Below are 22,002 nucleotides of genomic sequence, written 5' to 3' on the forward strand. Positions count from 1 at the left end.
GGCCGATCAAATGCCGCGAACCCGCGGTTTCCTCAGGGATTCCACAACTGACAAGCTTGTAGTTCCCTACTCGCGACTACTATCCACCGAGTTATCCACAGTATCCACAGCTGTTAACACCGTTAAGGAGTTAACCCGGTTAAGGCGCGATCCGATCACCAGACGGTGGGGAGAACCACCCGGAACCACAGATTCCCGTCGGCGTAGGGATCCGCAGGGCTGTGGGGCTAGCATGGGAAGCCCTGCGGTGGGCCCACCTCGCAGCAGTACCGACGACACCGTCATCAGATCGACGACAAGGGAGCACCCGTGAGGTTTCAGGTCAACCGCGATGTCTTCAGCGAGGCAGTGTCGTTCGTCGTCAAGCTCCTACCGCAGCGCAACCCGCAGCCGATCCTCGCCGGTGTCCTGATCGAGGCCGACGGTTCGGGTCTCACCCTCTCGGCCTTCGACTACGAGGCATCCGCTCGTACGACGATCGAAGCCACCGTCGACACCCCCGGCACGATCCTCGTGCACGGCCGTCTGCTCTCCGACATCGCCAGCCGGCTGCCGAACGCACCGATCGAGATCGCTGTCGAAGACGACGGCGGAATCACCGTCACCTGCGGATCCGCACGATTCACGCTCGCGGCCATGCCCGTCGAGGAGTACCCGTCGATCCCCGAGGTCGCCGGGTCCTCCGGCGTCGTTCCCGCCGACGACTTCGGCACCGCGATCGCCCAGGTCGGCTTCGCCGCCTCGCGGGATGACGTCACCCCCGTGCTCACCGGTGTGCAGCTCGAGGTCTCCGGCCAGAGCCTGAGCCTCGTCGCGACGGACCGCTACCGCGTCTCGCTCCGCGACGTTCCGTGGGACGGCGAAGAGGCCGCCGATCAGACCGCGCTCGTCCCGGCCCGCACCCTGGTCGAGGTCGGCAAGACGTTCGGTCATGCCGGAACCATCCAGATCGCGTTCTCCGGCGCCGGCGACCGCGAGATCATCGCGTTCACCGCGGGCAACAAGACCGTGACCTCGCTGCTGATCAAGGGCAACTTCCCGCCGGTGCGCCGGCTGTTCCCCGAGCAGACCGACCACTACGCGGTCGTCAACACGGCCGATCTCATCGAAGCCGTTCGTCGCGTCGCGCTCGTGCTCGATCGGGCCGCTCCGCTGCGCTTCACGTTCTCGAGCGACAGCGTGACCATGGATGCGTCTGGCAGCGAGCACGCCCGAGCGTCCGAGTCGGTCGATGCGATCCTCTCGGGTGGCGACGAAGTCGTTCTCGGCCTCAACCCGCAGTACCTGATCGAGGCGCTCGGTGCCGTGAAGAGCGAGTTCGTGCGCGTCACGTTCACCTCGAGCGACAACGCCAACAAGCTCAGCCCCGTGCTGATCACGAGCCAGACGTCCGTCGATCAGGCGGGCCTCGATTCGTTCAAGTACCTGCTCCAGCCGAACCTCCTGCTTCGCTGAGCCTCGTTCCGAGCTGCCGTCACCGACCGTTACGTGCCGGAAACGGCACCGCTCAGAACGCGAAACACCCGACTGCGAGAGTCAGCCGTACCCCAGAGCACGGCTGCTCCCCCTAGCCGTGCAGCCGAGCTCGTCTCTCCAGACGAAAGACGCTCCGCATGCCAGAAATCCCCCCTGCCCGATTCCGCCGGATGCGCACCCTCGCATCCGGCGTCGCTTTCACAGCCGCAGCCCTCCTCGCGCTCGGTACGGCATCATCGGCCTCGGCCGTGGTCGTCCCGGATGCTTATGAAACCGCGACGCTGACCGCAGCCCCGACGTCTGTCTCCATCGGAGACACCGTCACGGTCACCGCGGTCTTCACGGGTCTCGTCGACGCCTACGCGTACGAACTCGACATCGCCTACGACCCCGAACTGCTCGCATACGTCGCCGACAGCGAGGTGTTCCCCGACGGCGGGTTCGGTTCGGCGACCGATTCAGGCGACGAGATCGCAGTCGCCGCGACCCGACTGGGTACCTCCCCCGGTCTGACCGGCACGCAGACCCTCGTCACCCTCAGCTTCACCGCGATCGATGCGGGCGATGCCTCGATCGCCATCGCCTCCGGACGTATCGTCGACTCGAACACGCAGCCCTCCTCGATCGATGCGGCAGCCGCGGGTACGTCCGCGATCGTGGAGATCATCCCGGACGAGGACTCCGGACCGGGAACCGGCGGCGGAGGATCGGATGGCGGATCGGATGGCGGTGACCCCGACACCGGTTCCGGCTCGGGCAACGGTTCCGGTTCGGGCACGTCCACCGACGACTCCCTCGCCACGACGGGTGCGGATGCCGCACCGTGGCTGATCCTCGGGGCCGGCGCCATCGCCGCCATCGCCGCGGGCACCGTCATCGCCGTGCGACGGAGGACCCGATGACCGCGCACGCACGCCGAGCAGACAACGCGAAGACCAGGAGAGACACCACCGTGAAGAAGACCACACTGCGGATCGTCGCCGCCGTCTCGGTCGTGGGTTCCACGATCGTCGCGGCCGGCATGGCGAGCGGAGCAGCGACGGCGGCGCCGACGGCGACCCTCAGTCTGCCGCCGTACTACAGCGAGCTCGACGTCACCGGCGACGAGATGGTGACTGCCGATGACCTGTCGGTCGCCGCCGACTCCCTCGGCATCACCGACGAATCCGCGGACTGGTCGCGCCTGGCCGTCCTCGATACCGACGCGGACGGCGAGCTCACGATCCTCGACCTCGCGGATCTCTCGCAGCGGATCGTCTACGACGACGGACCCTTCGAACTCGTCGAAGCATCCGTGATCGACATGCAGGCCGCGATGAACGCCGGAGTCGCCACCTCGCAGAGCATCACCCAGGAGTACCTCGACCGGATCGCGGCGTACGACCGCACCGTCGTGCCCGGCGGCACCCGTCCTCTCAACTCGATCATCACGGTGAACCAGAAGGCTCTGGCCGACGCGGCGGCTGCCGACGAGATCCGTGCATCCGAGGGCATGACGAGCATGCTCCTGGGCGTGCCGATCGCGTTGAAGGACAATTACGACACGGTCGACATGGTCACCACGGGCGGTTGCGCGTGCTGGAACGAGAACCAGACCGCGACGGATGCTTCGATGGTCACCGGTCTGCGCGAAGACGGAGCCGTGATCCTCGCGAAGGCCAGCCTCGACGAGTTCGCCTACGGATTCGTCTCCGAGTTCTCGTCGTTCCAGGAGCCGGGTGCGACGACCCTCGTCGCGAGCCCGTACAACACGGATCGGACCGCCGGCGGTTCCAGCGGTGGAACGGGAGCGGCGATCTCGGCGAACCTCGCCGGTATCGGCTTCGGCACCGACACCGGTGGATCGATCCGCGTGCCGTCGTCGTACAACCAGCTGGTGGGCGTTCGCCCGACGGTCGGTCTGGCCAGCCGTGACGGCATCATCCCGCTGGCGCTCTCGCAGGACACCGGTGGACCGATGGCCCGCTCGGTCATCGATGCCGCCGTTGCTCTCGACGCGGTGGTCGGAGTCGACGACGCCGATCCCGTGACCGCGCGACAGGAAGGTCTCGTGCCCGAGTCGTACACCTCGTTCCTCGACACGGACGCGCTCCAGGGCGCGCGGATCGGCTACATCTCCTCGATGGTGGGGAACAACGCCGGCACCGTACGCCTCTTCTCCGAGGCGACCGCCGCGCTGACCGCGCAGGGAGCGACCGTGGTTCCGGTGACGCCGCCGTCCGGATTCTCCGCCGTGCTGAACGAGGGTTCGGGATCCACGAACGAGTTCGTTCACGATCTCAACGAGTACATCGCCACGCACCTCGGCCCCGACGTCGAAGCGCGGACTCTCACCGACATCCTCGCGACCGACAGCTTCGTGACCTCACGCCGGTCGATCTACGTATCGCGGAACGCGGTCACGGATGCGACGTATCAGGCATGGGCGGGTGACACCGGTACGCACACCGTCCAGCTCGCGGCCGGCAAGACCCTCGTGACGCAGATGATGGAGGATCTCGACCTCGACGCCATCATCTACCCGAGCACGAACGCCTACGGTACGCAGGGAACCAATATGCGGTTGAGCCCCAACACCGGGATGCCGTCGGTCACCGTGCCGATGGGGCAGACGGTCACGGGTGAGACGGTTCCCGGCAGCGGTGTGAACCTCGAGTTCCTCGGACGCGACTTCGACGAGGGAACGCTCCTCGGCCTGGCGTACGCATTCGAGCAGGCGACGGATGCTCGGACGTCGCCGTCGCTCTACGGTCCCCTTCCGTGAGCCGCGACCGGCGACCGCTCGAGGACTTCGGGCGGTCGCCGGTCACCCTCGAGCGGGGAGATGTCGGACCCCGAAGGTAGGCTGATTCCGTGATCGTGGAGCATCTGAGCCTGGTGGATTTCCGCAATTACGCGACCGCCGAACTCGCTCTGCACCGCGGTCCGAACGTCTTGGTCGGCCGCAACGGTCAGGGTAAGACGAACCTCGCCGAAGCCGTGGTGTTCCTCGCCACGCTCGGATCGCACCGGGTCTCCTCCGATGCGCCGATGGTGCGCGACGGACAGGAGTACGCGATCATCCGTGCGCGGCTCTCGCACGGAGAACGCAAGGTCCTGACCGAGGTTCAGGTCAACCGGCAGGGCTCGAACAAGGCGCGCATCAACGGCTCGCCGTCGAAGACGAACGAACTCCCGCGCTATGCGCACGTCGTGCTCTTCGCCCCCGAAGATCTCCAGATCGTTCGGGGCGACCCGTCATCGCGCCGTCGTTTCGTCGACCAGCTGCTCATCCAGCGCACCCCGCGTCTCGCCGCGGTGCTCGGCGACTACGACCGAGTGCTCAAGCAGCGCAACGCTCTGCTGAAGTCGGCCAGGGCACGCGGCATCCGGGGGGAGGGCCTGAGCACTCTCGATGTCTGGGACGACAAGCTCGTCGCCCTCGGTTCGGAGATCATCGTCGCGCGACAGCGCCTGGCGAACGATCTCCAGCAGCCGCTCGCCGATGCATACGCCGCGATCGCGGGCGCCGATCACCGACCGCAGCTCGAATGGGCGCTGTCGATCCGCGGCGGCGACCCCGAAGAAGACGAAGACGCCACCACCGCATCCGAGGATGCCGTGACCCCGGCGGCCGTCGCCGAGCAGTTCCGCGCATCGCTCGCCTCGAAACGCTCGAACGAGCTCGATCGGGGCCTGACGTTGACGGGTCCGCACCGCGACGACCTGGTGCTGCGCGTCCGGTCGCTCCCGGTGAAGGGCTACGCCTCGCACGGCGAGTCGTGGTCGGTCGCGCTCGCGCTCCGGCTCGCCTCCGCCGAACTGCTGCGCAGCGAGTCCCCCGCCGGCGACCCGGTGCTGATCCTCGACGACGTCTTCGCCGAGCTCGACGCCGACCGCCGTCAACGGCTCGCCGCCCTCACCGCCGGGTACGAGCAGGTGGTGGTGACCGCAGCCGTGGAGGAGGATATCCCCGAGGTGCTGCACGCGCACGTCGTGCGGATCAGCGCCGGAACCATCAGCGATGAGCGGGCAGGGGGCGACGAATGAACGACATCGTGAATCCGGCATCCGTCCCGGCATCCGCCCCCGATGCTCCCGACGCACCCGAGACGGTGGCGACCTACCTGCGCCTGCGCGGTCTCAAGCCGAGCGCCAAGAACTGGCGCAAGAAGAAGCGCGTCTCGGTCGACGACGAGAACGCCCCGTTCGCCCCGGGTCGCGATCCCGGTTCGCTCGGCGCGGTGCTCGACAAGCTCAGCCGCGACTCCGGGTGGCAGATCACGCTCGCCCGGGAAGACCTGGTGCGGCAGTGGGCGGATCTCGCCGGCGCCGACACCGCGAAGCACTCGGAACCGGTCTCGCTGGAGCGCGGGCTGCTGACGGTGAAGTGCGATTCCACCGCATGGGCGAAGAACCTCCAATACATGCGGGCGACCATCCTCACCGAGATCGGACGACGGTATCCGGATGCCGGTGTCGAGAATCTGCGCTTCATCGGACCGGACGTCCCCTCCTGGAAATGGGGTCCCAGAGTCGTTCCAGGGCGGGGCCCGCGCGATACCTACGGGTAGGGCACCATGCAAGGGGGTCGAACCTCTCAGAGGGCCACACGCGGCCGTTGAGCGATATTTCGATGGAAAACCCGGCTAGACTGGGACTTCGCAATATCGATGTGGAGAATGTCTTCTGATGACGCCTGAATCCCCCGCCGACGAGTCCGAATCGACCACCGGGGGAACCCCCGACCCTTCGACGGGTGCGACCGGAGACACATCGAACGCACCCGCTCCCGAGCTCCCCGAATACGGGGCCGACTCGATCCAGATCCTCGAGGGTCTCGAGGCGGTGCGCAAGCGACCCGGCATGTACATCGGATCGACCGGTCCGCGTGGTCTGCACCACCTCGTCTACGAGATCGTCGACAACTCCGTCGATGAGGCGCTGGCCGGCTACGCCGACACGATCGTCGTCACCCTGCTCGCCGACGGCGGCGTGCGCGTGGTCGACAACGGTCGCGGCATCCCCGTCGACCCGCACTCCTCCGACCCGAGTAAGTCGACCGTCGAGGTCGTACTCACGATCCTGCACGCCGGCGGCAAGTTCGGCGGCGGCGCCTACGCCGTCTCGGGTGGTCTGCACGGCGTCGGTTCGTCGGTCGTGAACGCGCTGTCGACGCGCTTCGAGGTCGAGGTCAAGCAGAAGGGCTTCGTCTGGCGGCACAGCTTCGCCGACGGCGGCGCCCCGCAGCAGAAGCTCGAGAAGGGCGAGGCGACCGACGAGACCGGTACCAGCATCACCTTCTGGGCCGACGGGTCGATCTTCACCGAGACCACCGAGTACGACTACGACACCCTGCGCACCCGCTTCCAGCAGATGGCGTTCCTCAACAAGGGACTCCGCATCGAGCTGAGCGACGAGCGCGCCTCCTCGACCTACGAGGTCGAGGACGAGGGTCAGACGATCGAGAAGCAGCCGCACGACGTCTTCTTCTACGAGCGCGGTCTCGTCGACTACGTCGAGTACCTCAACAAAGTGCGTCACGCCGAGGTCGTCACCGAAGAGATCATCGCCTTCGAGTCGGAGGACAAGGGGCGCAAGATCTCGCTCGAGGTCGCGATGCAGTGGACCACCTCGTACACCGAGAACGTGTTCACCTACGCGAACACGATCAACACGCACGAGGGCGGAACGCACGAGGAGGGATTCCGTGCCGCGCTCACGACGCTCGTGAACCGCTACGCCCGTGCGAACAACCTCCTCAAGGAGAAAGACGACAACCTCTCCGGCGACGACGTGCGCGAGGGCCTCACCGCCGTCATCTCGATCAAGCTCGGCGAGCCGCAGTTCGAGGGGCAGACCAAGACGAAGCTCGGAAACACCGAGGCGAAGGCGTTCGTGCAGAAGGTCGTGGGCGACCAGCTCGGCGATTGGTTCGATCGCAACCCGAGTCAGGCGAAGAACGTCATCCGCAAGGCGATCGACGCCGCGACCGCGCGCATGGCCGCGCGCAAGGCCCGCGAGACCGCGCGTCGCAAGAGCGTGTTCGAGTCGGCCGCGATGCCCGACAAGCTCAAGGACTGCACGAGCAAGGACCCGTCGATCAGCGAGATCTTCCTCGTCGAGGGTGACTCGGCCGGTGGGTCCGCGGTGCAGGGTCGCGACCCGCACACGCAGGCGATCCTCGCGCTCCGCGGCAAGATCCTCAACGTCGAGCGAGCGCGCCTCGACAAGGCCCTCGGCAACAAAGAGGTTCAGGCGATGATCCAGGCCTTCGGCACGGGCATCGGCGAGGACTTCGACATCGAGAAGGCTCGCTATCACAAGATCGTCCTGATGGCGGATGCCGACGTCGACGGCCAGCACATCACGACGCTGCTGTTGACCCTGCTGTTCCGGTACATGCGCGGGCTCATCGAGGCGGGCTTCGTCTACCTCGCGATGCCGCCGCTCTACCGCCTGAAGTGGTCGAACTCGCCGCACGAGTACGTGTTCAGCGACGACGAGCGCGACGCCCTGCTCAAGTACGGCCTCGACAACGGCAAGCGGATGCCGAAGGACGCCGGCATCCAGCGGTACAAGGGTCTCGGCGAGATGAACGCCAAGGAACTGTGGGAGACCACGATGGACCACACGACGCGCACCCTGCGTCAGGTGACCATCGAGGATGCCGCGGCCGCCGACGAGATCTTCAGCGTGCTGATGGGTGAGGACGTCGAGTCGCGTCGTACCTTCATCCAGCGCAACGCCAAGGACGTCCGCTTCCTCGACATCTGACGCTTCGACGAGCTCAGCGACCCAGAACTGAACGACCGGAATCGAAACACACATGACTGACGAAGAACGCCCCGTCCCCGAGCACGACCACGGCCGGATCGACCAGGTCGACCTGCAGTCCGAGATGCAGCGCAGCTACCTCGACTACGCGATGGCCGTGATCGTCGGTCGCGCGCTGCCGGACGTGCGCGACGGACTCAAGCCGGTGCACCGCCGTGTGATCTACGGCATGTACGACGGCGGGTTCCGCCCCGACAAGTCGTTCTCGAAGTGCGCCCGCGTCGTCGGCGAGGTCATGGGTCAGTACCACCCGCACGGTGACTCGGCGATCTACGACGCCCTCGTCCGTCTCGTGCAGCCGTGGTCGCTGCGGTACCCGCTGGCGCTCGGCCAGGGGAACTTCGGCTCGCCCGGCAACATGGGTGCCGCGGCCCCTCGATACACCGAGACCAAGATGGCCCCGCTCGCGCTCGAGATGGTGCGCGACATCGAAGAGGACACGGTCGACTTCACCGACAACTACGACGGTCAGACCCAGGAGCCGACGGTCCTTCCGGCGCGCTTCCCGAACCTGCTCGTCAACGGCTCGGTCGGTATCGCGGTCGGTATGGCCACCAACATCCCGCCGCACAACCTGCGCGAGGTGTCGGAGGCGGCGCTCTGGGCGCTCGACAACCCCGGCATCACCCGCGAGGAGCTGCTCGACGGTCTGATCCAGCGCGTTCCCGGTCCGGACTTCCCGACCGGCGCGCAGATCCTCGGCACCAAGGGCATCCACGAGGCGTACCGCACGGGCCGCGGATCGATCACGATGCGCGCCGTCGTCAACGTCGAGGAGATCCAGGGTCGTACGTGCCTGGTCATCACCGAGCTGCCGTACCAGGTGAACCCCGACAACGTGGCGGTCAAGATCGGCGATCTCGCCCGCGACGGCAAGATCACGGGCATCGCCGACATCCGCGACGAGTCGTCCGACCGCACGGGTCAGCGCCTGGTCGTCGTGCTCAAGCGCGACGCGGTCGCGAAGGTCGTGCTCAACAACCTGTACAAGCACACGCAGCTGCAGGAGAACTTCGGCGCGAACATGCTCGCGATCGTCGACGGCGTGCCCCGCACGCTCGCGATCGACGGTTTCATCTCGAACTGGATCGCCCACCAGATCGACGTCATCGTGCGCCGCACGCAGTTCCGTCTCGCCGAGGCCGAGAAGCGGATGCACATCCTGCGCGGATACCTCAAGGCGCTCGATGCTCTCGACGAGGTCATCGCGCTCATCCGCCGATCGCAGACCACGCAGGAGGCGAACGAGGGACTCCAGAAGCTCCTCGACATCGACGAGATCCAGGCCGAGGCGATCCTGCAGATGCAGCTGCGTCGTCTCGCCGCGCTCGAGCGTCAGAAGATCATCGATCAGGCGACCGAGCTCGAAGCCCTCATCACCGACTACAAGGCGATCCTCGCCGACGAGGGTCGTCAGCGCACGATCATCCGCGAGGAGCTCACCGGGATCGTCGACAAGTTCGGCGACGAGCGTCGCACGCACATCCTGCACGGCTACGACGGCGACGTCTCGATGGAAGACCTCATCGCCGAGGAGGAGATGGTCGTCACCGTCACCCGTGACGGATACATCAAGCGCACGCGCAGCGACAACTACCGGTCGCAGCACCGCGGCGGCAAGGGCATCAAGGGCGCCCAGCTGCGGGCGGATGACATCGTCGAGCACTTCTTCGTCACGACGACGCACCACTGGCTGCTCTTCTTCACCGACAAGGGCCGCGTCTACCGCTCGAAGACCTACGAGGTGCCCGAGGCCGGTCGCGACGCGAAGGGCACGCACGTCGCGAACCTCCTCGCGATGCAGCCCGATGAGAGCATCGCGCAGATCCTCGACATCCGCGATTACGCGGTCGCCCAGTACCTGGTGCTCGCGACGCACAACGGTCTCGTCAAGAAGACGCGCCTCGAGGCGTACGACACCAACCGTCAGGGCGGCGTGATCGCGATTCGCCTGAACGACGACGATGCGCTGGTCGGCGCCCTGCTCTCCGATGCCGAGGACGACATCCTCCTCATCAGCCGCAAGGGCATGTCTGTCCGCTTCCAGGCGAGCGACGAGGCGCTGCGTCCGATGGGCCGCGCGACCGCCGGCGTCAAGGGCATGAAGTTCCGCGAGGGCGACAGCCTGCTCTCGGCATCCCTCGCCGCGCCCGGCAAGTTCGTGTTCGTCGTCACCGACGGTGGGTACGCCAAGCGCACCGCCGTCGAGGAGTACCGCGTCCAGGGACGCGGCGGATTCGGCATCAAGGTGGCCAAGTTGAACGACGATCGGGGCACTCTCGCGGGTGGTCTGATCGTCGCCGAAGACGACGAGGTCCTTGTGGTTCTGTCCAGCGGCAAGGTGGTACGCTCTGCCGTGGCCGAGGTGCCCGCCAAGGGCCGCGACACCATGGGAGTGGTGTTCGCCCGGACGACGGAAGCCGACCGGATCCTCGCGATCGCTCGCAACGGCGAGCGTGGCCTCTCCGACGACGACGATGCGGATGAGGCGGGTGCCCCCGCAGACGTCACCGAGACGACCCAGACCCCCGAGGAGAGCACGGACGCATGAGCACGGTAGCCGACAAGCTCGCGAAGAAATCCACCCGTAAGACCGGTGGCAAGCAGGTTCGCCTGCGCCTGGTCTACGTCGACTTCTGGTCGGCCGTGAAGCTCTCGTTCCTCGGGGCGGTGGCCCTCGCGGTCGTCACGATGGTGTCGTTCTTCCTCGTCTACCTCGTGCTGCAGGCGACGAACGTGCTGACCACGGCCGACTCGTTCCTCGCGGGCATCACCGACAACGCGTTCAAGCTCACCGAGGTCGTGGGCCTCCCGCAGGTCATGGCGTTCGCGGCAGTCGTCGCGATCCTCAACCTGATCGTCTTCACGGTGCTCGGCGCCGTGATCGCGGGTATCTACAACCTCGCGGTGAAGGTCACCGGCGGCCTGCTCGTCGGCTTCATGTCGAACTGACCCGTTTCGACGACCCTTCGTCGCTGCGCTCCTCGCTCAGGAACCGGTCCCTGAGCGAGCGAAGCGAGACGAAGGGGCGGGGTAGGGAAAACCCGAAAGCAGGTGTCCGGGTTCCTCGGTGTCGGCGCGATCGCCGCGCCTCTACCGTGGAATCATGACCACACACACTGCGACCCCGCCGCAGGCGACGGCCGTGAAGCCGCCGCTGCGGATCCCTCTCACCATCCTGCATCTCGCCGGAGTGGGTGTCATCGGCGGCATCATCAACACGACGCTCGTCGGGCTCCTTGGAACCGGCCTCGGACTGCTCTTCGCGTTCGGCATCGGCGTGGTCTTCCTCGTCGGTCTGGTCTACGCGCTCTTCGGCGTCGGCTGGTTCGAGGTCGCCCGCGTGAGCGCGCTCTACCGCACACCGATCGCCCCGCTGCGACTGCGGCCGCGCGAGCGGCCCGGGTTCGGAGGATGGCTGCGTGCTCTCCTCCGCCAGACGATCGACGGTCGGATGTGGCGCGCGCTCGCAAACTTCGCCATCGCCGTGGTCCTCGGTTTCATCGTGCTGCGCCTCGCCGCGGCGTTCGCATGGTCGGTCGTGATCTCGTTCGCTCCCCTCACCGCCGCGGAATCGGTGGTCGGCCCGTTCGGCGGGGGCGCGCTGCTCACCTCCTGGGCGCCCCTCGTCGGCATCCTCGGGATCGCCGCGTCGATCGCGGGCATGATCGGTCTCGCACTCCTGCACCGCACGCTGTCGCTCGCGATCGTGGTGCGCAGCCGGGAGGCCGAACTCACCGAGCAGGTGCGCACGAGCAGCGCTCAGCGTGAGGGCGCGGTCCGCGCCGCCGACGTCGAGCGCACCCGCATCGAGCGCGACCTGCACGACGGCGTCCAGCCGCGTCTGGTCTCGGTCGGGATGACGCTCGGCCTCGCGCAGCAGAAGATCGACAACGACCCCCATGCCGCGAAGGAACTCATCGCCGAAGCCCACACCTCCACGAAGGCCGCGATCACCGAACTGCGACAGCTCGCCCGCGGCATCCACGCCTCGGTGCTCGACGACCGCGGACTCGATGCGGCGCTGTCGGCGCTCGCCGGCCGCTCCCACATCCCGGTGGCCCTCGATGTGCGGATGGACGGTCGGTGCAGCCGAGAGGCGGAAGCTGCCGTGTACTTCTCGATTGCCGAGTCGCTCACCAACGCCGCGAAGCACTCGCGGGCCAGTGAGTCCCGGGTGACCGTGCGGCTGCGCGAGGGCGGGACGCTCTGGGCCCGCGTGGAGGACAACGGGATGGGCGGCGCTCAGGTGCAGCCCGGTGGTGGCCTCGACGGCATCGCCAACCGCATCCTCGCCGCCGGCGGAACGTTCCGTCTCGACAGCCCGGTGGGCGGTCCGACCAGTCTGGAGGTGAACGTGCCATGCGCATCCTGATCTGCGAGGACTCGGTCCTGCTGCGCGAAGGACTCGTGCGACTGCTCGAAGACGCCGGCCACGAGGTGGTCGCGGCGCTCCCCGACACCTCCGGGCTCACCGAGGCCGTCGCCACGACGGATCCCGAGCTGTGCATCCTCGATGTGCGCCTGCCTCCGACGTTCACCGACGAGGGCATCCGCGCGGCGCTCGGCATGCGGGCGACCCACCCCTCGCTCGCCCTCCTCGTGCTGTCGCAGTACGTCGAGGAGCGGTACGCGTCGGACCTGATCGCCGCGCAGGGCGGGCCGCTCGGCTACCTGCTCAAGGATCGGGTCGCCGACGTCGCCGAGTTCCTCGGGTCGGTGCAGCGCATCGCCGAGGGCGCGACGGTTCTCGACCCTGAGGTCGTGGCGCAGCTGCTGACACGGCGCAACCGGGACGATCGGATGCTGCGGCTCACCGAGCGCGAGCGCACCGTGCTGGCGCTGATCGCCGAGGGCAAGTCCAATCAGGCGATCGCGGGCCTCCTCTTCGTCTCGGAGGCGAGCGTCGAGAAGCACATCACCTCCATCTTCCAGAAACTGGGGTTCGAGCAGGACGAGTCGGGAAACCGCCGCGTGCTTGCCGCCCTCGCCCACATCGAGAACACCGGCGGTCCCATCCCGCCGTCCACCCAGAACGGAGCGGCGCGATGAGCACCGACCAGAACGACCACCAGGGCGGGCACACCCCGCTCACTCCCCCGCCGGCAGCCGTGCCGCCCCAGCCGCAGGCATCCGCTCCTCCCACCACTCCGCCGGCGACTCCGCCGGTAGCTCCGGGCGGTCCGAGCGGATCCGGTGCACGATCGGGCGGCGTCACCGCGATCGCGATCGTCACCGCGGTGATCGGCGGGATCGCCCTCGTCGGCACGGCGGGAACGGCGGCGATCGCCGCGACGAGCAACATCAGCGTCGCGAGCAACGCCGGCGGAGACAGCGTGCAGAGCATCGATGTCGACGGCATCGACTCGCTCACCGTCGACGCCGATGCGAGCAGCATGCGCGTGGAGTTCGGTGACGTCGACCAGGCGGAGCTCGCGATCACGAACACGCGCGGACCGGACTGGACCATCCGCCGCGACGGCGACGAGCTCGTCGTGCGCAGCCCGGAGAGCCGCTGGGGCTGGTGGTTCGGTGACTGGTTCGGCGGGGAGGAGGTCGTCGTGCTGACGCTCCCCGAGAGCCTCCGCTCCGATGCAATCGACGCCGACCTCACGCTCGACGCCGGCAGCCTCGACGTCGTCGGCGACTTCGGCGCTCTCGACATCGACGTCAGCGCGGGTGCGCTCGATGTCGAGGGCTCGGCGACCGCGCTGTCGGTCGGCATGAGTGCGGGGCGGGCGGACATCGTCCTCGACGACGTGGCCGACGCGGCGCTGAGCGTTTCGGCCGGTGACCTCAACGTCGAACTGACCGGGGCAGCCCCGACGCGCACGACGGTCGACGTCAGCGCGGGATCGGTGGATCTCACCGTTCCCGACGTCACCTACGACATCAGTCAGCGTGTGGATGCCGGGTCCCTCGACGCCCGGGTCGAGCAGTCCTCGAGCGCCCGTCGCACCATCGAGGTCTCGCTCTCGGCCGGTGGAGTGACCATCCGTCCGGGCCGCTGACCACCCCACGAGCGCGGGGACTCGCCCGAGTTCCCGCGCTCGATTGGGAGTTTCGACGAATCTCCGGTAAAGTTTCGGAGGTTGACGGGGCTATAGCTCAGGCGGTTAGAGCGCTTCACTGATAATGAAGAGGTCCCAGGTTCAAGTCCTGGTAGCCCCACTCCTTAACTCAAGAAATCCCCTACGGGGCCTTAGCTCAGTTGGTAGAGCGCCTGCTTTGCAAGCAGGATGTCAGGAGTTCGAATCTCCTAGGCTCCACACTGTGTTGAGACAGTTCGAGAAGGCCCCGCTTCGGCGGGGCCTTCTCGTTTCCACAGGTGTTAACAACTCTGTTAAGAACTTTCGGGTCCCACGTCCGCACCTCCGTAACTCCTCCGAGTCGGGCCGCTCGCCTCGATCGACATCGGCCCCGTCCGTAGCGTGGAGGTCATGGATACCAGAAGAGGACTCCTCATCGGCGCGCTTCTGACGATCGGTGCCGCTCTCGCCGGGTGCACGGGCGCACCGACGGATGCCGAAACCTCGGCGCAGCCGGCATCCGCTCCGACCTCGTCGGCGACACCCACGGCGGATGCCGAAACCGACGAAGCGTTGCTGCCGATGCCCGTCGACGAGATCGCCGACTGGGCCGAGACGGCGGTGCCGAAGATCGATCCGGGTGCGGGTGTCGGAGTGTTCTCCGGCTGGCTCAGCGAGAACACCTCACCGCACCACCTGACGAACTTCCGATCGACAGAGCCGGGCGAGTATCAGGCGCAGATCGCGTGCCGCGGCGAGGGCTCCATCACCCTCACGGCGGGCGAGCTCGACGCCGACCCGGCGACCGACCCGGTCGTATGCGAGAACGCGACCATCGCATTCGACGTCACCACCACCGAAACCGGGATGAGCGTCGTCCTCGACCTCGATGGCGCCCCCACCGTCTATGCCGTGTCGCTGTTGCGGGTGGGCTGAGGGGAGTCCGGGTCAGCGGGCAGGCCCCGCGACGATACGCACCGGCCCGCGGGCCTGATCGATGCGCACCGGCTCGCCCTTCTGCGTCACGACGATCTCGCCCTGCGCGGCGAGGGTGTGGGCGACGCGGCGCACGTCGTCCATGCGGTCGCGCCACGACCTTCCGCCGATCATGCGGGCGACGTCGCTCGGGCAGATCGACGATCCCGCGCGCTTGTGGGTGAGTGCTCGGATGGCGGAGGCGATGCGGCCGTCGAACCCCTCTCCTACACTGTCCTCCCACCAGGGGTGCCCGCGCTCCCCGAGAGCGACTTTCGCATCCTGCACCCGGGACCGCGCATCCGTCTCCCCCTCCTTCACCGCGCGCCGTGCGTCCATGAGTTCATCGACGAGCTCCTGCCGGAACGACTCGGGGATCGACGGGTCCGTCGCCCGCCAACGCCGACCATCGATCACGAAGTGATGCCCATCGGGCGTGCGCTCGGGTTCGGTGCGGCGCGCGGTCGAGGAAGTCATTCCGTCACTCTGCGTGCCGCGGCGCGTTCTGGTCAGGGGCTTGACGGACCGGTCATCCCGTTCTTCGAGAGATTCGGATACGAGAGGTTCCCCGGGCAGTCGCGCACGCTCTTCCTGCTCGTGGCCCCGATGCGCGCGAGACCGTGCGGCATCTGGCGTAGTCACAGTGCTCACGCGTTAGCCTGGGCCGCATGACCGAGAACAGCGATCTGACCGACGCGAGCACCTTCGACCTGGCCGAGCTCTCGATCGGATTCCTCGCCCCGCCCGCCGTCTTCGACGAACTGCATCGCCGAGTGCAGCAGATGCTCGAGACGGACTTCGAGAACGTGGTGTGGGAGATGAGCCTCAGTCAGAACCTCACCGACGACCCCGATCACCGAGAGAACTACGCCGGGCTGTACGAGCAGGTCGAGATCGAGTCGACCCACGGACTCCTGGGCAAGCGGATCGAGCCGGGCGAGGGCTGAATCAGTCGCGCGCGGCGGGACCCTTCGACAGGCTCAGGGACCCAGTTTTTCGGCGCGGCGGGACCCTTCGACAGGCTCAGGGACCCAGTTTTTCGGCGCGGCGGGACCCTTCGACAGGCTCAGGGACCCAGTTTGTCGCGCGGGGCGGGGCCCTTCGACAGGCTCAGGGACCAGTCGTGGCTCAGGGACCCAGCTCTTCTGGGTCGCTGAGCCTGTCGAAGCGTCCCCCACGAAACATCCTCAGTCGCGGCGGCGGAAGAACCTCGCGCGGGCTGCGGCATCCGCCGGTGTGTAGACGACGAGCTGGATGTCGGTCTGATCCGACGGCCGCAACTGGTGGTGCTCGAAGACCAGCCGGCCCAGCGACGGATGCCGGAACACGCGTTCGCGCGACTCGAAGCCGCGCACGTCGTGGCTCTCCCACCGCTCGCGGAAGTCGGGGCTCGCCTCGAGAAGCCGCCCGACCAGATCGCGATAGCGGGGGTCGCCGAGACGGGGGCCGGCCTCGGCGCGGAACTCTGCGAGGAAGCGCCGGCTGGTGTCGTCCCAGTCGTCGAGGAGGTCGCGCACGGCGGGGTCGGTGAAGATCAGCCAGAGCAGGTTGCGCTTCTCGGGCGGCGTCGTGGCGACGTTCGGATACAGGGCCTCGTAAGCCGCGTTCCATCCGGCGACTCCCCAGTCCGGAGCGAGCGCGTAAGCGGGGTGCTCTTCGAGCGCGTCGAGGAATCGCTGCACATGCGCGGGTGCGGTCTCGACGGCCTCGCCCGATCCGGGTCGCCCCGGCGCGAAGCCGGCCAACCGCAACGCGTAGTCGTGCTCGGCCACGGTCAGGTGCAGCGCGGTGGCGACGGCATCCAACACCTGGCGTGAGGGGTTGATGTCGCGCCCCTGCTCGAGCCAGGTGTACCAGGTGACGCTGACGCCCGAGAGGTACGAGATCTCCTCGCGGCGCAGGCCGATCGTGCGCCCGCGCCCCGCGGGCGGCAGGCCGTAGGCGCCGCGGTCGAGCTGCTCGCGCCGGGCGCGCAGGAACGCGCCCAGTTCCTTGCGCTGCTCCTCGTCCACGGCCACAGAACAAACCTAGTGCTCTCACTACTAGTGTCAGCGCCGTCTTCCGGCATCCGCTCTCCCCCGGAAAGGTGGAATCATGCCCACCCCTCTTCGTTCCCGTACCGTCACGCATGGCCGCAACGCCGCCGGAGCCCGCGCCCTCTTCCGGGCCGCCGGCGTCAACGCCGCCGATTTCGGCAAGCCGATGATCGCCGTGGCGAACAGCTTCACCGAGTTCGTCCCCGGCCACACGCACCTGCAGCCCGTCGGACGCATCGTCTCCGACGCGATCTCGGCAGCGGGCGGCATCCCCCGCGAATTCAACACGATCGCGGTCGACGACGGCATCGCGATGGGTCACGGCGGCATGCTCTACTCGCTGCCCTCGCGTGACCTGATCGCCGACTCGGTCGAGTACATGGTCAACGCGCACCAGGCTGACGCGCTCGTGTGCATCTCGAACTGCGACAAGATCACCCCCGGAATGCTCATGGCCGCGTTGCGCCTGAACATCCCGACTGTGTTCGTGTCGGGAGGCCCGATGGAGGCCGGACGCGCGACGCTGGTCGACGGCTCGGTGCGCACCCTCGACCTGGTCGACGCGATCTCCGAGGCCGCGAACGACACGGTCTCGGATGCCGACATCAAGCGCATCGAGGAGAACGCCTGCCCGACCTGCGGCTCGTGCTCGGGCATGTTCACCGCCAACTCGATGAACTGCCTCGTCGAGGCGCTGGGCCTTGCACTCCCCGGCAACGGTTCGGTGCTCGCCACCCATACCGCCCGCCGCGCGCTGTACGAGAAGGCCGGCGAGGTCGCCGTGCAGATCACCCGTCGTTTCTACGATGAGGACGACCGTTCGGTGCTGCCGCGCGAGGTCGCGAGTTTCGGGGCTTTCGAGAACGCGATGGCGCTCGACATCGCCATGGGCGGGTCGACGAACACGATCCTGCACCTGCTCGCCGCCGCCCACGAGGCCGGCATCGACTTCGGTCTCGATGAGATCGACGCGATCTCCCGCCGCGTGCCCTGCCTCGCCAAGATCGCGCCGAACCCGGCCTACGGCCGCATGTACTACATGGAGGACGTGCACCGCGCGGGCGGCATCCCCGCCGTTCTCGGTGAGCTGCGTCGCGGCGGTCTGCTGAAGGAGGACGTCAGCACCATCCACTCCGAGTCGTTCGCCTCGTGGCTCGACGACTGGGACATCCGCGGCGGCAAGGCGACCGACACCGCCAAGGATCTCTGGTTCGCAGCTCCCGGTGGCGTGCGCTCGTCGAGCGCCTTCTCGCAGTCGGAGCGCTGGGCGGCTCTCGACGAGGACGGCGAGAACGGATGCATCCGCGATGTCGATCACGCCTACTCGGTCGACGGCGGACTCGCCGTCCTGCGCGGAAACCTCGCTGTCGATGGAGCGGTCGTGAAGACCGCCGGCGTCGACCCGTCGATCCTGGTCTTCTCGGGGCCGGCGGTCGTGTGCGAGTCGCAAGAGGAGGCGGTCGCGAAGATCCTCGGCAAGAAGGTGCAGCCGGGCGACGTGGTCGTGATCCGCTACGAGGGCCCGAAGGGCGGTCCGGGGATGCAGGAGATGCTGCACCCCACGTCGTTCCTCAAGGGCCGTGGCCTCGGCAAGGTGTGCGCGCTGATCACCGACGGCCGCTTCTCGGGTGGCACGTCGGGTCTCTCGATCGGACACGTGTCGCCTGAAGCGGCATCCGGCGGTGTGATCGCGCTCGTCGAAGACGGCGACATCATCTCGATCGACATCCCCACCCGCGGCATGACGCTCGAGGTCAGCGAGGCCGAGCTCGACGCGCGCCGCGCTCGACTGCTGGATGCCGGTGGCTACCGCCCCGCCGACCGTCAGCGCCCCGTCTCCCTGGCGCTGCGCGCCTACGCGGCGATGGCCACCTCGGCTGACCGCGGCGCCGTGCGTGACGTCGAGGCGGTCGAGAACGCGATGCGCGAGCAGGAGGTCCGGCGGGCGTCGGTGTTGGTCTGACCCTCACGGCTAGGGGAAGAGCTCCCGATTCACGGGCCGCTCGCCCTCGGGACCGAACAGGTGCAGGATCTCGACCGACAGCCCGTCGGCCGGGCCGAACCAGTGCGGCGTCGAGGCGTCGAACTCGACGATCTCGCCCGGATCGATCAGGTGCTCGTCGTCGCCGATGCGCAGCCTGAGCTGCCCGGCCAGCACATAGATCCAGGCGTGCCCGCGATGCGTGACGAGCGCGGGATCGCGCGGGCCGAGCACGTGTTTGAACGCCTGCACGCGGCCCGGATACTGCGTCAGCGGCACTGCGACTCCCCCGGCGACGAGCCGGTGCGGTTCGAGGTGCACGCGAGGATCGCCCGTCTCGGGAGCCCCGATCAGCCGGTCGAGCGACACCTCGTGAGCGCGCGCGAGCGGGATCAGCAGATCGAGGGTCGGATGCCGGTGGCCGGTCTCGAGCCGTGACAGCACGCTGATCGAGAGATCGGACCTCTCGGCGAGCGACGTGAGGGTGAGTCCGCGCGACTGGCGGAGCGCGCGGAGCCGGGGCCCGATCGCGTCGAGAACGGCGGCGGTGTCGGCATCCATTCCCTCATCTTTGCAGGAACCGCAAACCACCTGGCCCGCATCGTCCTGCGCACACGACTATGGAACCCCCGCCGACCGAAGGAGCACCATGTCCGTCACCCCCACCCTCCCGAGCATCCGATGAGGGCTCTGCTCCTCGGCGCGCGCGGGGCCGTCGGCACCGTCGTACGCCGCGATCTCGAACGCGACGGGCACACCGTCACCGCCGCCAGCCGCGCCGAGTCCGATGGCGCCCGCATCGACCTACGCGGCGATCTCACCGCGCTCGCGGCTCTCGCCGCCGAGCACGACGTGGTCGTCAACGCCTCGGGCATCGAGCGCGCCGACCTCGCTACAGCGACGGGAGCGACCCCGCTCGTCGATATCTCCGCCACCGGCTCGTACCTCGAGACGCTTCGGCTCACGGCATCCGGACCGGTCGTTCTCGGGGCCGGACTCGTTCCCGGCCTCAGCACGGTACTCGCGGCCTCCCTCGACACTCGCGCGGGCGACGACGTCGACGTGCTGGTGATGCTCGGCAGCGGCGAACAGCACGGCCCCGCCGCGGTCGCCTGGACGGCTGGACTCGTCGGCGCCGACGTCCACCGCCCGCCCGAGGGCGGCGCGGTGCGCAACTTCCGCGAGAGCATCCGCGCACTCGGTCCGGACGGACGGGCCCGTCGCTACCTGCGCGCCGACTTCCCCGACCACGTACTGCTCGGCGGAACGGATGCTCCGAACATCCGCTCCTATCTGACCCTCGGATCCGCCCTGATGACCGGCGCACTCGACCTGGTCGGGCGGATGCCGGTGCTCCGCGGCGCGCTCACGTCGGCGCCGCACGTGGGAACGGATGCCTGGCACGTCGTCGCCGCGAACCGCCGCACGGGCGAGCGCAATGAGGCGTCGGGTCGCGGGCAGTCGGAGGCGACCGGACGGCTGACCGCGCTCGCCGCGTTGCGCGTGGTCGAGGCGCAGCCGTCGGGCCCGGTGACGATGGCCGACCTCGTGCCGATGGCCGACGCGCTCGTGTCCGTGGAGGCCGATCCGGTCAGCATCCGCGGCTGAGGATCAGGCTGAACGGGTCGACGATCTGTCGATCAACCGCATCGGCACCACGACGGTCTCGGGCTCACGGGTGCGGTCGCCGAGGCGAGCGAGGGCGAGGCGTGCGGCAGACCGGCCGAGTTCCTCGACATCGCCGGTGACCACGCTGATGCCGAGCACCGTCGCCCACTCGGGATCGTCGAACCCGATCACGGCGGGAGGGGCATCCGTCGTCGCGATCTCCTCCATGACGCCGAGCAGCACACGGTTGTTGCCGGCGACGATCGCGGTCGGCGGCTCGTTGAGGGCGAGTAGCTCGCGCACGCACTCGCGCGACGAGGCGACGTCGTGCGCATCGGTGCGCAGCAGCTCGCGCCAGGTGACCGATGATCCGTCGAGCACGTCGCCCATACCGGCCAGACGCCCGCGGTAGGTGGGCAGCCAGGCGTAGTCGCCGATGAACGCGATGCGCCGGTGGCCGCGGTCGATCAGGTGCTGGGCGACGAGGCGTCCACCCTCGCGGTTGTCGAACACGACCGAGTCGGCGGCGAGGTTCTCGGCCGGACGGTCGACGAAGACGACCGGGATGCCGCGTGCCTGCAGTGTGGCGTAGTCTGCGTGGTCGGTCATCGCCGACACCGTGATGACCGCCTTCGTCTGCCGGTCGGCGAGGTCGTGTGCGACGCGCTTCTCCTGCTCGGCGGACTCCCGGGAGTTCGCGACCGACAGGTGCATCCCGCGCGGGCGGACCTCGTCTTCGACGGCCTGGGCGAGGGCCGAGTAGAACGGGTTCGTGAAGTCGCCGGTGATGAGCCCGAGTGAATCCGCGAGGCGTCCGCTGGCCAGCAGGCTCGCGGCGGCGTTGCGCTGGTAGTCGAGCTCGGCCGCGGCGGCGAGCACGCTGCTGAGCGTCTTCTCGCTGACGTACGACTCGCCGCCGAGCGCGCGCGATGCCGTCTTCAGGCTCACGCCGGCGCGCGCGGCGACCTGCGCGAGTGTGGGGCGGGGCGCGGCCCCGTCTTCGTGTGGTGTCATGTGTCCCTCTATCGCCTCGAGCGATCTGCTCATTATGACGGGTCATCCGATGGGGGATGCATCTTCC

Annotated in this window: 19 protein-coding genes and 2 tRNA genes; 17 read left to right on the forward strand and 4 right to left on the reverse strand. The window is 68.1% G+C overall.

From position 1 onward, the window contains the following. Nucleotides 1–309 precede the first annotated feature (309 nt). From dnaN to ACFY9N_RS15210, 14 genes are all read left to right on the forward strand, one after another. A complete protein-coding gene (gene dnaN, locus ACFY9N_RS15145) occupies nucleotides 310–1,455 on the forward strand; it encodes a DNA polymerase III subunit beta (RefSeq protein WP_391479631.1) in 1,146 nt (381 codons plus the stop codon). Nucleotides 1,456–1,613: 158 nt separating this feature from the next. After that, nucleotides 1,614–2,378 carry a cohesin domain-containing protein gene (locus tag ACFY9N_RS15150; RefSeq protein WP_391479632.1) on the forward strand — a complete coding sequence of 255 codons (765 nt, stop codon included), beginning with the start codon at nucleotides 1,614–1,616 and terminating at the stop codon, nucleotides 2,376–2,378. Beyond that, nucleotides 2,375–4,240 carry an amidase family protein gene (locus tag ACFY9N_RS15155; RefSeq protein ID WP_391479633.1) on the forward strand — a complete coding sequence of 622 codons (1,866 nt, stop codon included), beginning with the start codon at nucleotides 2,375–2,377 and terminating at the stop codon, nucleotides 4,238–4,240. Before ACFY9N_RS15150 ends, ACFY9N_RS15155 begins: the two co-directional genes overlap by 4 nt. Before the next feature lie 89 nt (nucleotides 4,241–4,329). Continuing rightward, nucleotides 4,330–5,505 carry a DNA replication/repair protein RecF gene (gene recF, locus ACFY9N_RS15160; protein WP_391479634.1) on the forward strand — a complete coding sequence of 392 codons (1,176 nt, stop codon included), beginning with the start codon at nucleotides 4,330–4,332 and terminating at the stop codon, nucleotides 5,503–5,505. After that, entirely contained in the window at nucleotides 5,502–6,029 is a 528-nt protein-coding gene (locus ACFY9N_RS15165; RefSeq protein ID WP_391479635.1) for a DUF721 domain-containing protein, read from the forward strand. The genes recF and ACFY9N_RS15165 overlap by 4 nt, the downstream gene beginning before the upstream one ends. A 118-nt stretch (nucleotides 6,030–6,147) precedes the next feature. Then, nucleotides 6,148–8,232 (forward strand): DNA topoisomerase (ATP-hydrolyzing) subunit B, encoded by a 2,085-nt coding sequence (gene gyrB / locus ACFY9N_RS15170; RefSeq protein ID WP_391479636.1) that lies wholly within the window; start codon nucleotides 6,148–6,150, stop codon nucleotides 8,230–8,232. 52 nt (nucleotides 8,233–8,284) lie between these two features. Further along, a complete protein-coding gene (gene gyrA, locus ACFY9N_RS15175) occupies nucleotides 8,285–10,843 on the forward strand; it encodes a DNA gyrase subunit A (protein ID WP_391479637.1) in 2,559 nt (852 codons plus the stop codon). Next, complete coding sequence (locus tag ACFY9N_RS15180) at nucleotides 10,840–11,244, forward strand: DUF3566 domain-containing protein (protein ID WP_391479638.1); 405 nt, start codon at nucleotides 10,840–10,842, stop codon at nucleotides 11,242–11,244. Before gyrA ends, ACFY9N_RS15180 begins: the two co-directional genes overlap by 4 nt. Before the next feature lie 154 nt (nucleotides 11,245–11,398). Continuing rightward, on the forward strand, nucleotides 11,399–12,667 hold the full coding sequence (locus tag ACFY9N_RS15185; protein WP_391479639.1) for a histidine kinase: 1,269 nt from the start codon (nucleotides 11,399–11,401) through the stop codon (nucleotides 12,665–12,667). Beyond that, nucleotides 12,655–13,344: a LuxR C-terminal-related transcriptional regulator gene (locus ACFY9N_RS15190; RefSeq protein WP_391479640.1), complete on the forward strand. Its 690-nt coding sequence runs from the start codon at nucleotides 12,655–12,657 to the stop codon at nucleotides 13,342–13,344. The genes ACFY9N_RS15185 and ACFY9N_RS15190 overlap by 13 nt, the downstream gene beginning before the upstream one ends. After that, the gene (locus tag ACFY9N_RS15195; RefSeq protein ID WP_391479641.1) at nucleotides 13,341–14,303 is read left to right on the forward strand and encodes a DUF4097 family beta strand repeat-containing protein; all 963 of its coding nucleotides are present in this window, start codon (nucleotides 13,341–13,343) and stop codon (nucleotides 14,301–14,303) included. The genes ACFY9N_RS15190 and ACFY9N_RS15195 overlap by 4 nt, the downstream gene beginning before the upstream one ends. Before the next feature lie 86 nt (nucleotides 14,304–14,389). Continuing rightward, nucleotides 14,390–14,463: transfer RNA gene (locus tag ACFY9N_RS15200), tRNA-Ile, on the forward strand. Between the two features lie 25 nt (nucleotides 14,464–14,488). After that, nucleotides 14,489–14,561 (forward strand) — tRNA-Ala (locus ACFY9N_RS15205). Between the two features lie 171 nt (nucleotides 14,562–14,732). Beyond that, nucleotides 14,733–15,257: a hypothetical protein gene (locus ACFY9N_RS15210; RefSeq protein WP_391479642.1), complete on the forward strand. Its 525-nt coding sequence runs from the start codon at nucleotides 14,733–14,735 to the stop codon at nucleotides 15,255–15,257. Nucleotides 15,258–15,269: 12 nt separating this feature from the next. Here the strand turns inward: ACFY9N_RS15210 and ACFY9N_RS15215 are convergent, their stop codons facing one another. Continuing rightward, nucleotides 15,270–15,773 (reverse strand): DUF3253 domain-containing protein, encoded by a 504-nt coding sequence (locus ACFY9N_RS15215; RefSeq protein WP_391479643.1) that lies wholly within the window; start codon nucleotides 15,771–15,773, stop codon nucleotides 15,270–15,272. A gap of 191 nt (nucleotides 15,774–15,964) precedes the next feature. On the opposite strand from ACFY9N_RS15215, the gene ACFY9N_RS15220 reads away from it, so the two are divergent. After that, the gene (locus ACFY9N_RS15220; RefSeq protein ID WP_391479644.1) at nucleotides 15,965–16,243 is read left to right on the forward strand and encodes a hypothetical protein; all 279 of its coding nucleotides are present in this window, start codon (nucleotides 15,965–15,967) and stop codon (nucleotides 16,241–16,243) included. A 240-nt stretch (nucleotides 16,244–16,483) separates the two neighbouring features. On the opposite strand, the gene ACFY9N_RS15225 is transcribed toward ACFY9N_RS15220, so the two are convergent. Continuing rightward, a complete protein-coding gene (locus tag ACFY9N_RS15225; protein WP_391479692.1) occupies nucleotides 16,484–17,308 on the reverse strand; it encodes a helix-turn-helix transcriptional regulator in 825 nt (274 codons plus the stop codon). Between the two features lie 82 nt (nucleotides 17,309–17,390). On the opposite strand from ACFY9N_RS15225, the gene ilvD reads away from it, so the two are divergent. Continuing rightward, nucleotides 17,391–19,295 (forward strand): dihydroxy-acid dehydratase, encoded by a 1,905-nt coding sequence (ilvD, locus tag ACFY9N_RS15230; protein ID WP_391479645.1) that lies wholly within the window; start codon nucleotides 17,391–17,393, stop codon nucleotides 19,293–19,295. A 9-nt stretch (nucleotides 19,296–19,304) separates the two neighbouring features. Here the strand turns inward: ilvD and ACFY9N_RS15235 are convergent, their stop codons facing one another. Then, nucleotides 19,305–19,874 (reverse strand): helix-turn-helix domain-containing protein, encoded by a 570-nt coding sequence (locus ACFY9N_RS15235; RefSeq protein ID WP_391479646.1) that lies wholly within the window; start codon nucleotides 19,872–19,874, stop codon nucleotides 19,305–19,307. A gap of 120 nt (nucleotides 19,875–19,994) precedes the next feature. Between ACFY9N_RS15235 and ACFY9N_RS15240 the strand changes: the two genes are divergently transcribed. Then, nucleotides 19,995–20,921 (forward strand): hypothetical protein, encoded by a 927-nt coding sequence (locus tag ACFY9N_RS15240; protein WP_391479647.1) that lies wholly within the window; start codon nucleotides 19,995–19,997, stop codon nucleotides 20,919–20,921. Between the two features lie 3 nt (nucleotides 20,922–20,924). Here ACFY9N_RS15240 and ACFY9N_RS15245 read toward each other — a convergent pair whose 3' ends face one another. Further along, entirely contained in the window at nucleotides 20,925–21,935 is a 1,011-nt protein-coding gene (locus tag ACFY9N_RS15245) for a LacI family DNA-binding transcriptional regulator (RefSeq protein ID WP_391479648.1), read from the reverse strand. Nucleotides 21,936–22,002 lie beyond the last annotated feature (67 nt).

It is taken from the genome of Microbacterium sp. NPDC008134 (assembly GCF_042957055.1).
Classification (GTDB): Bacteria; Actinomycetota; Actinomycetes; order Actinomycetales; family Microbacteriaceae; genus Microbacterium.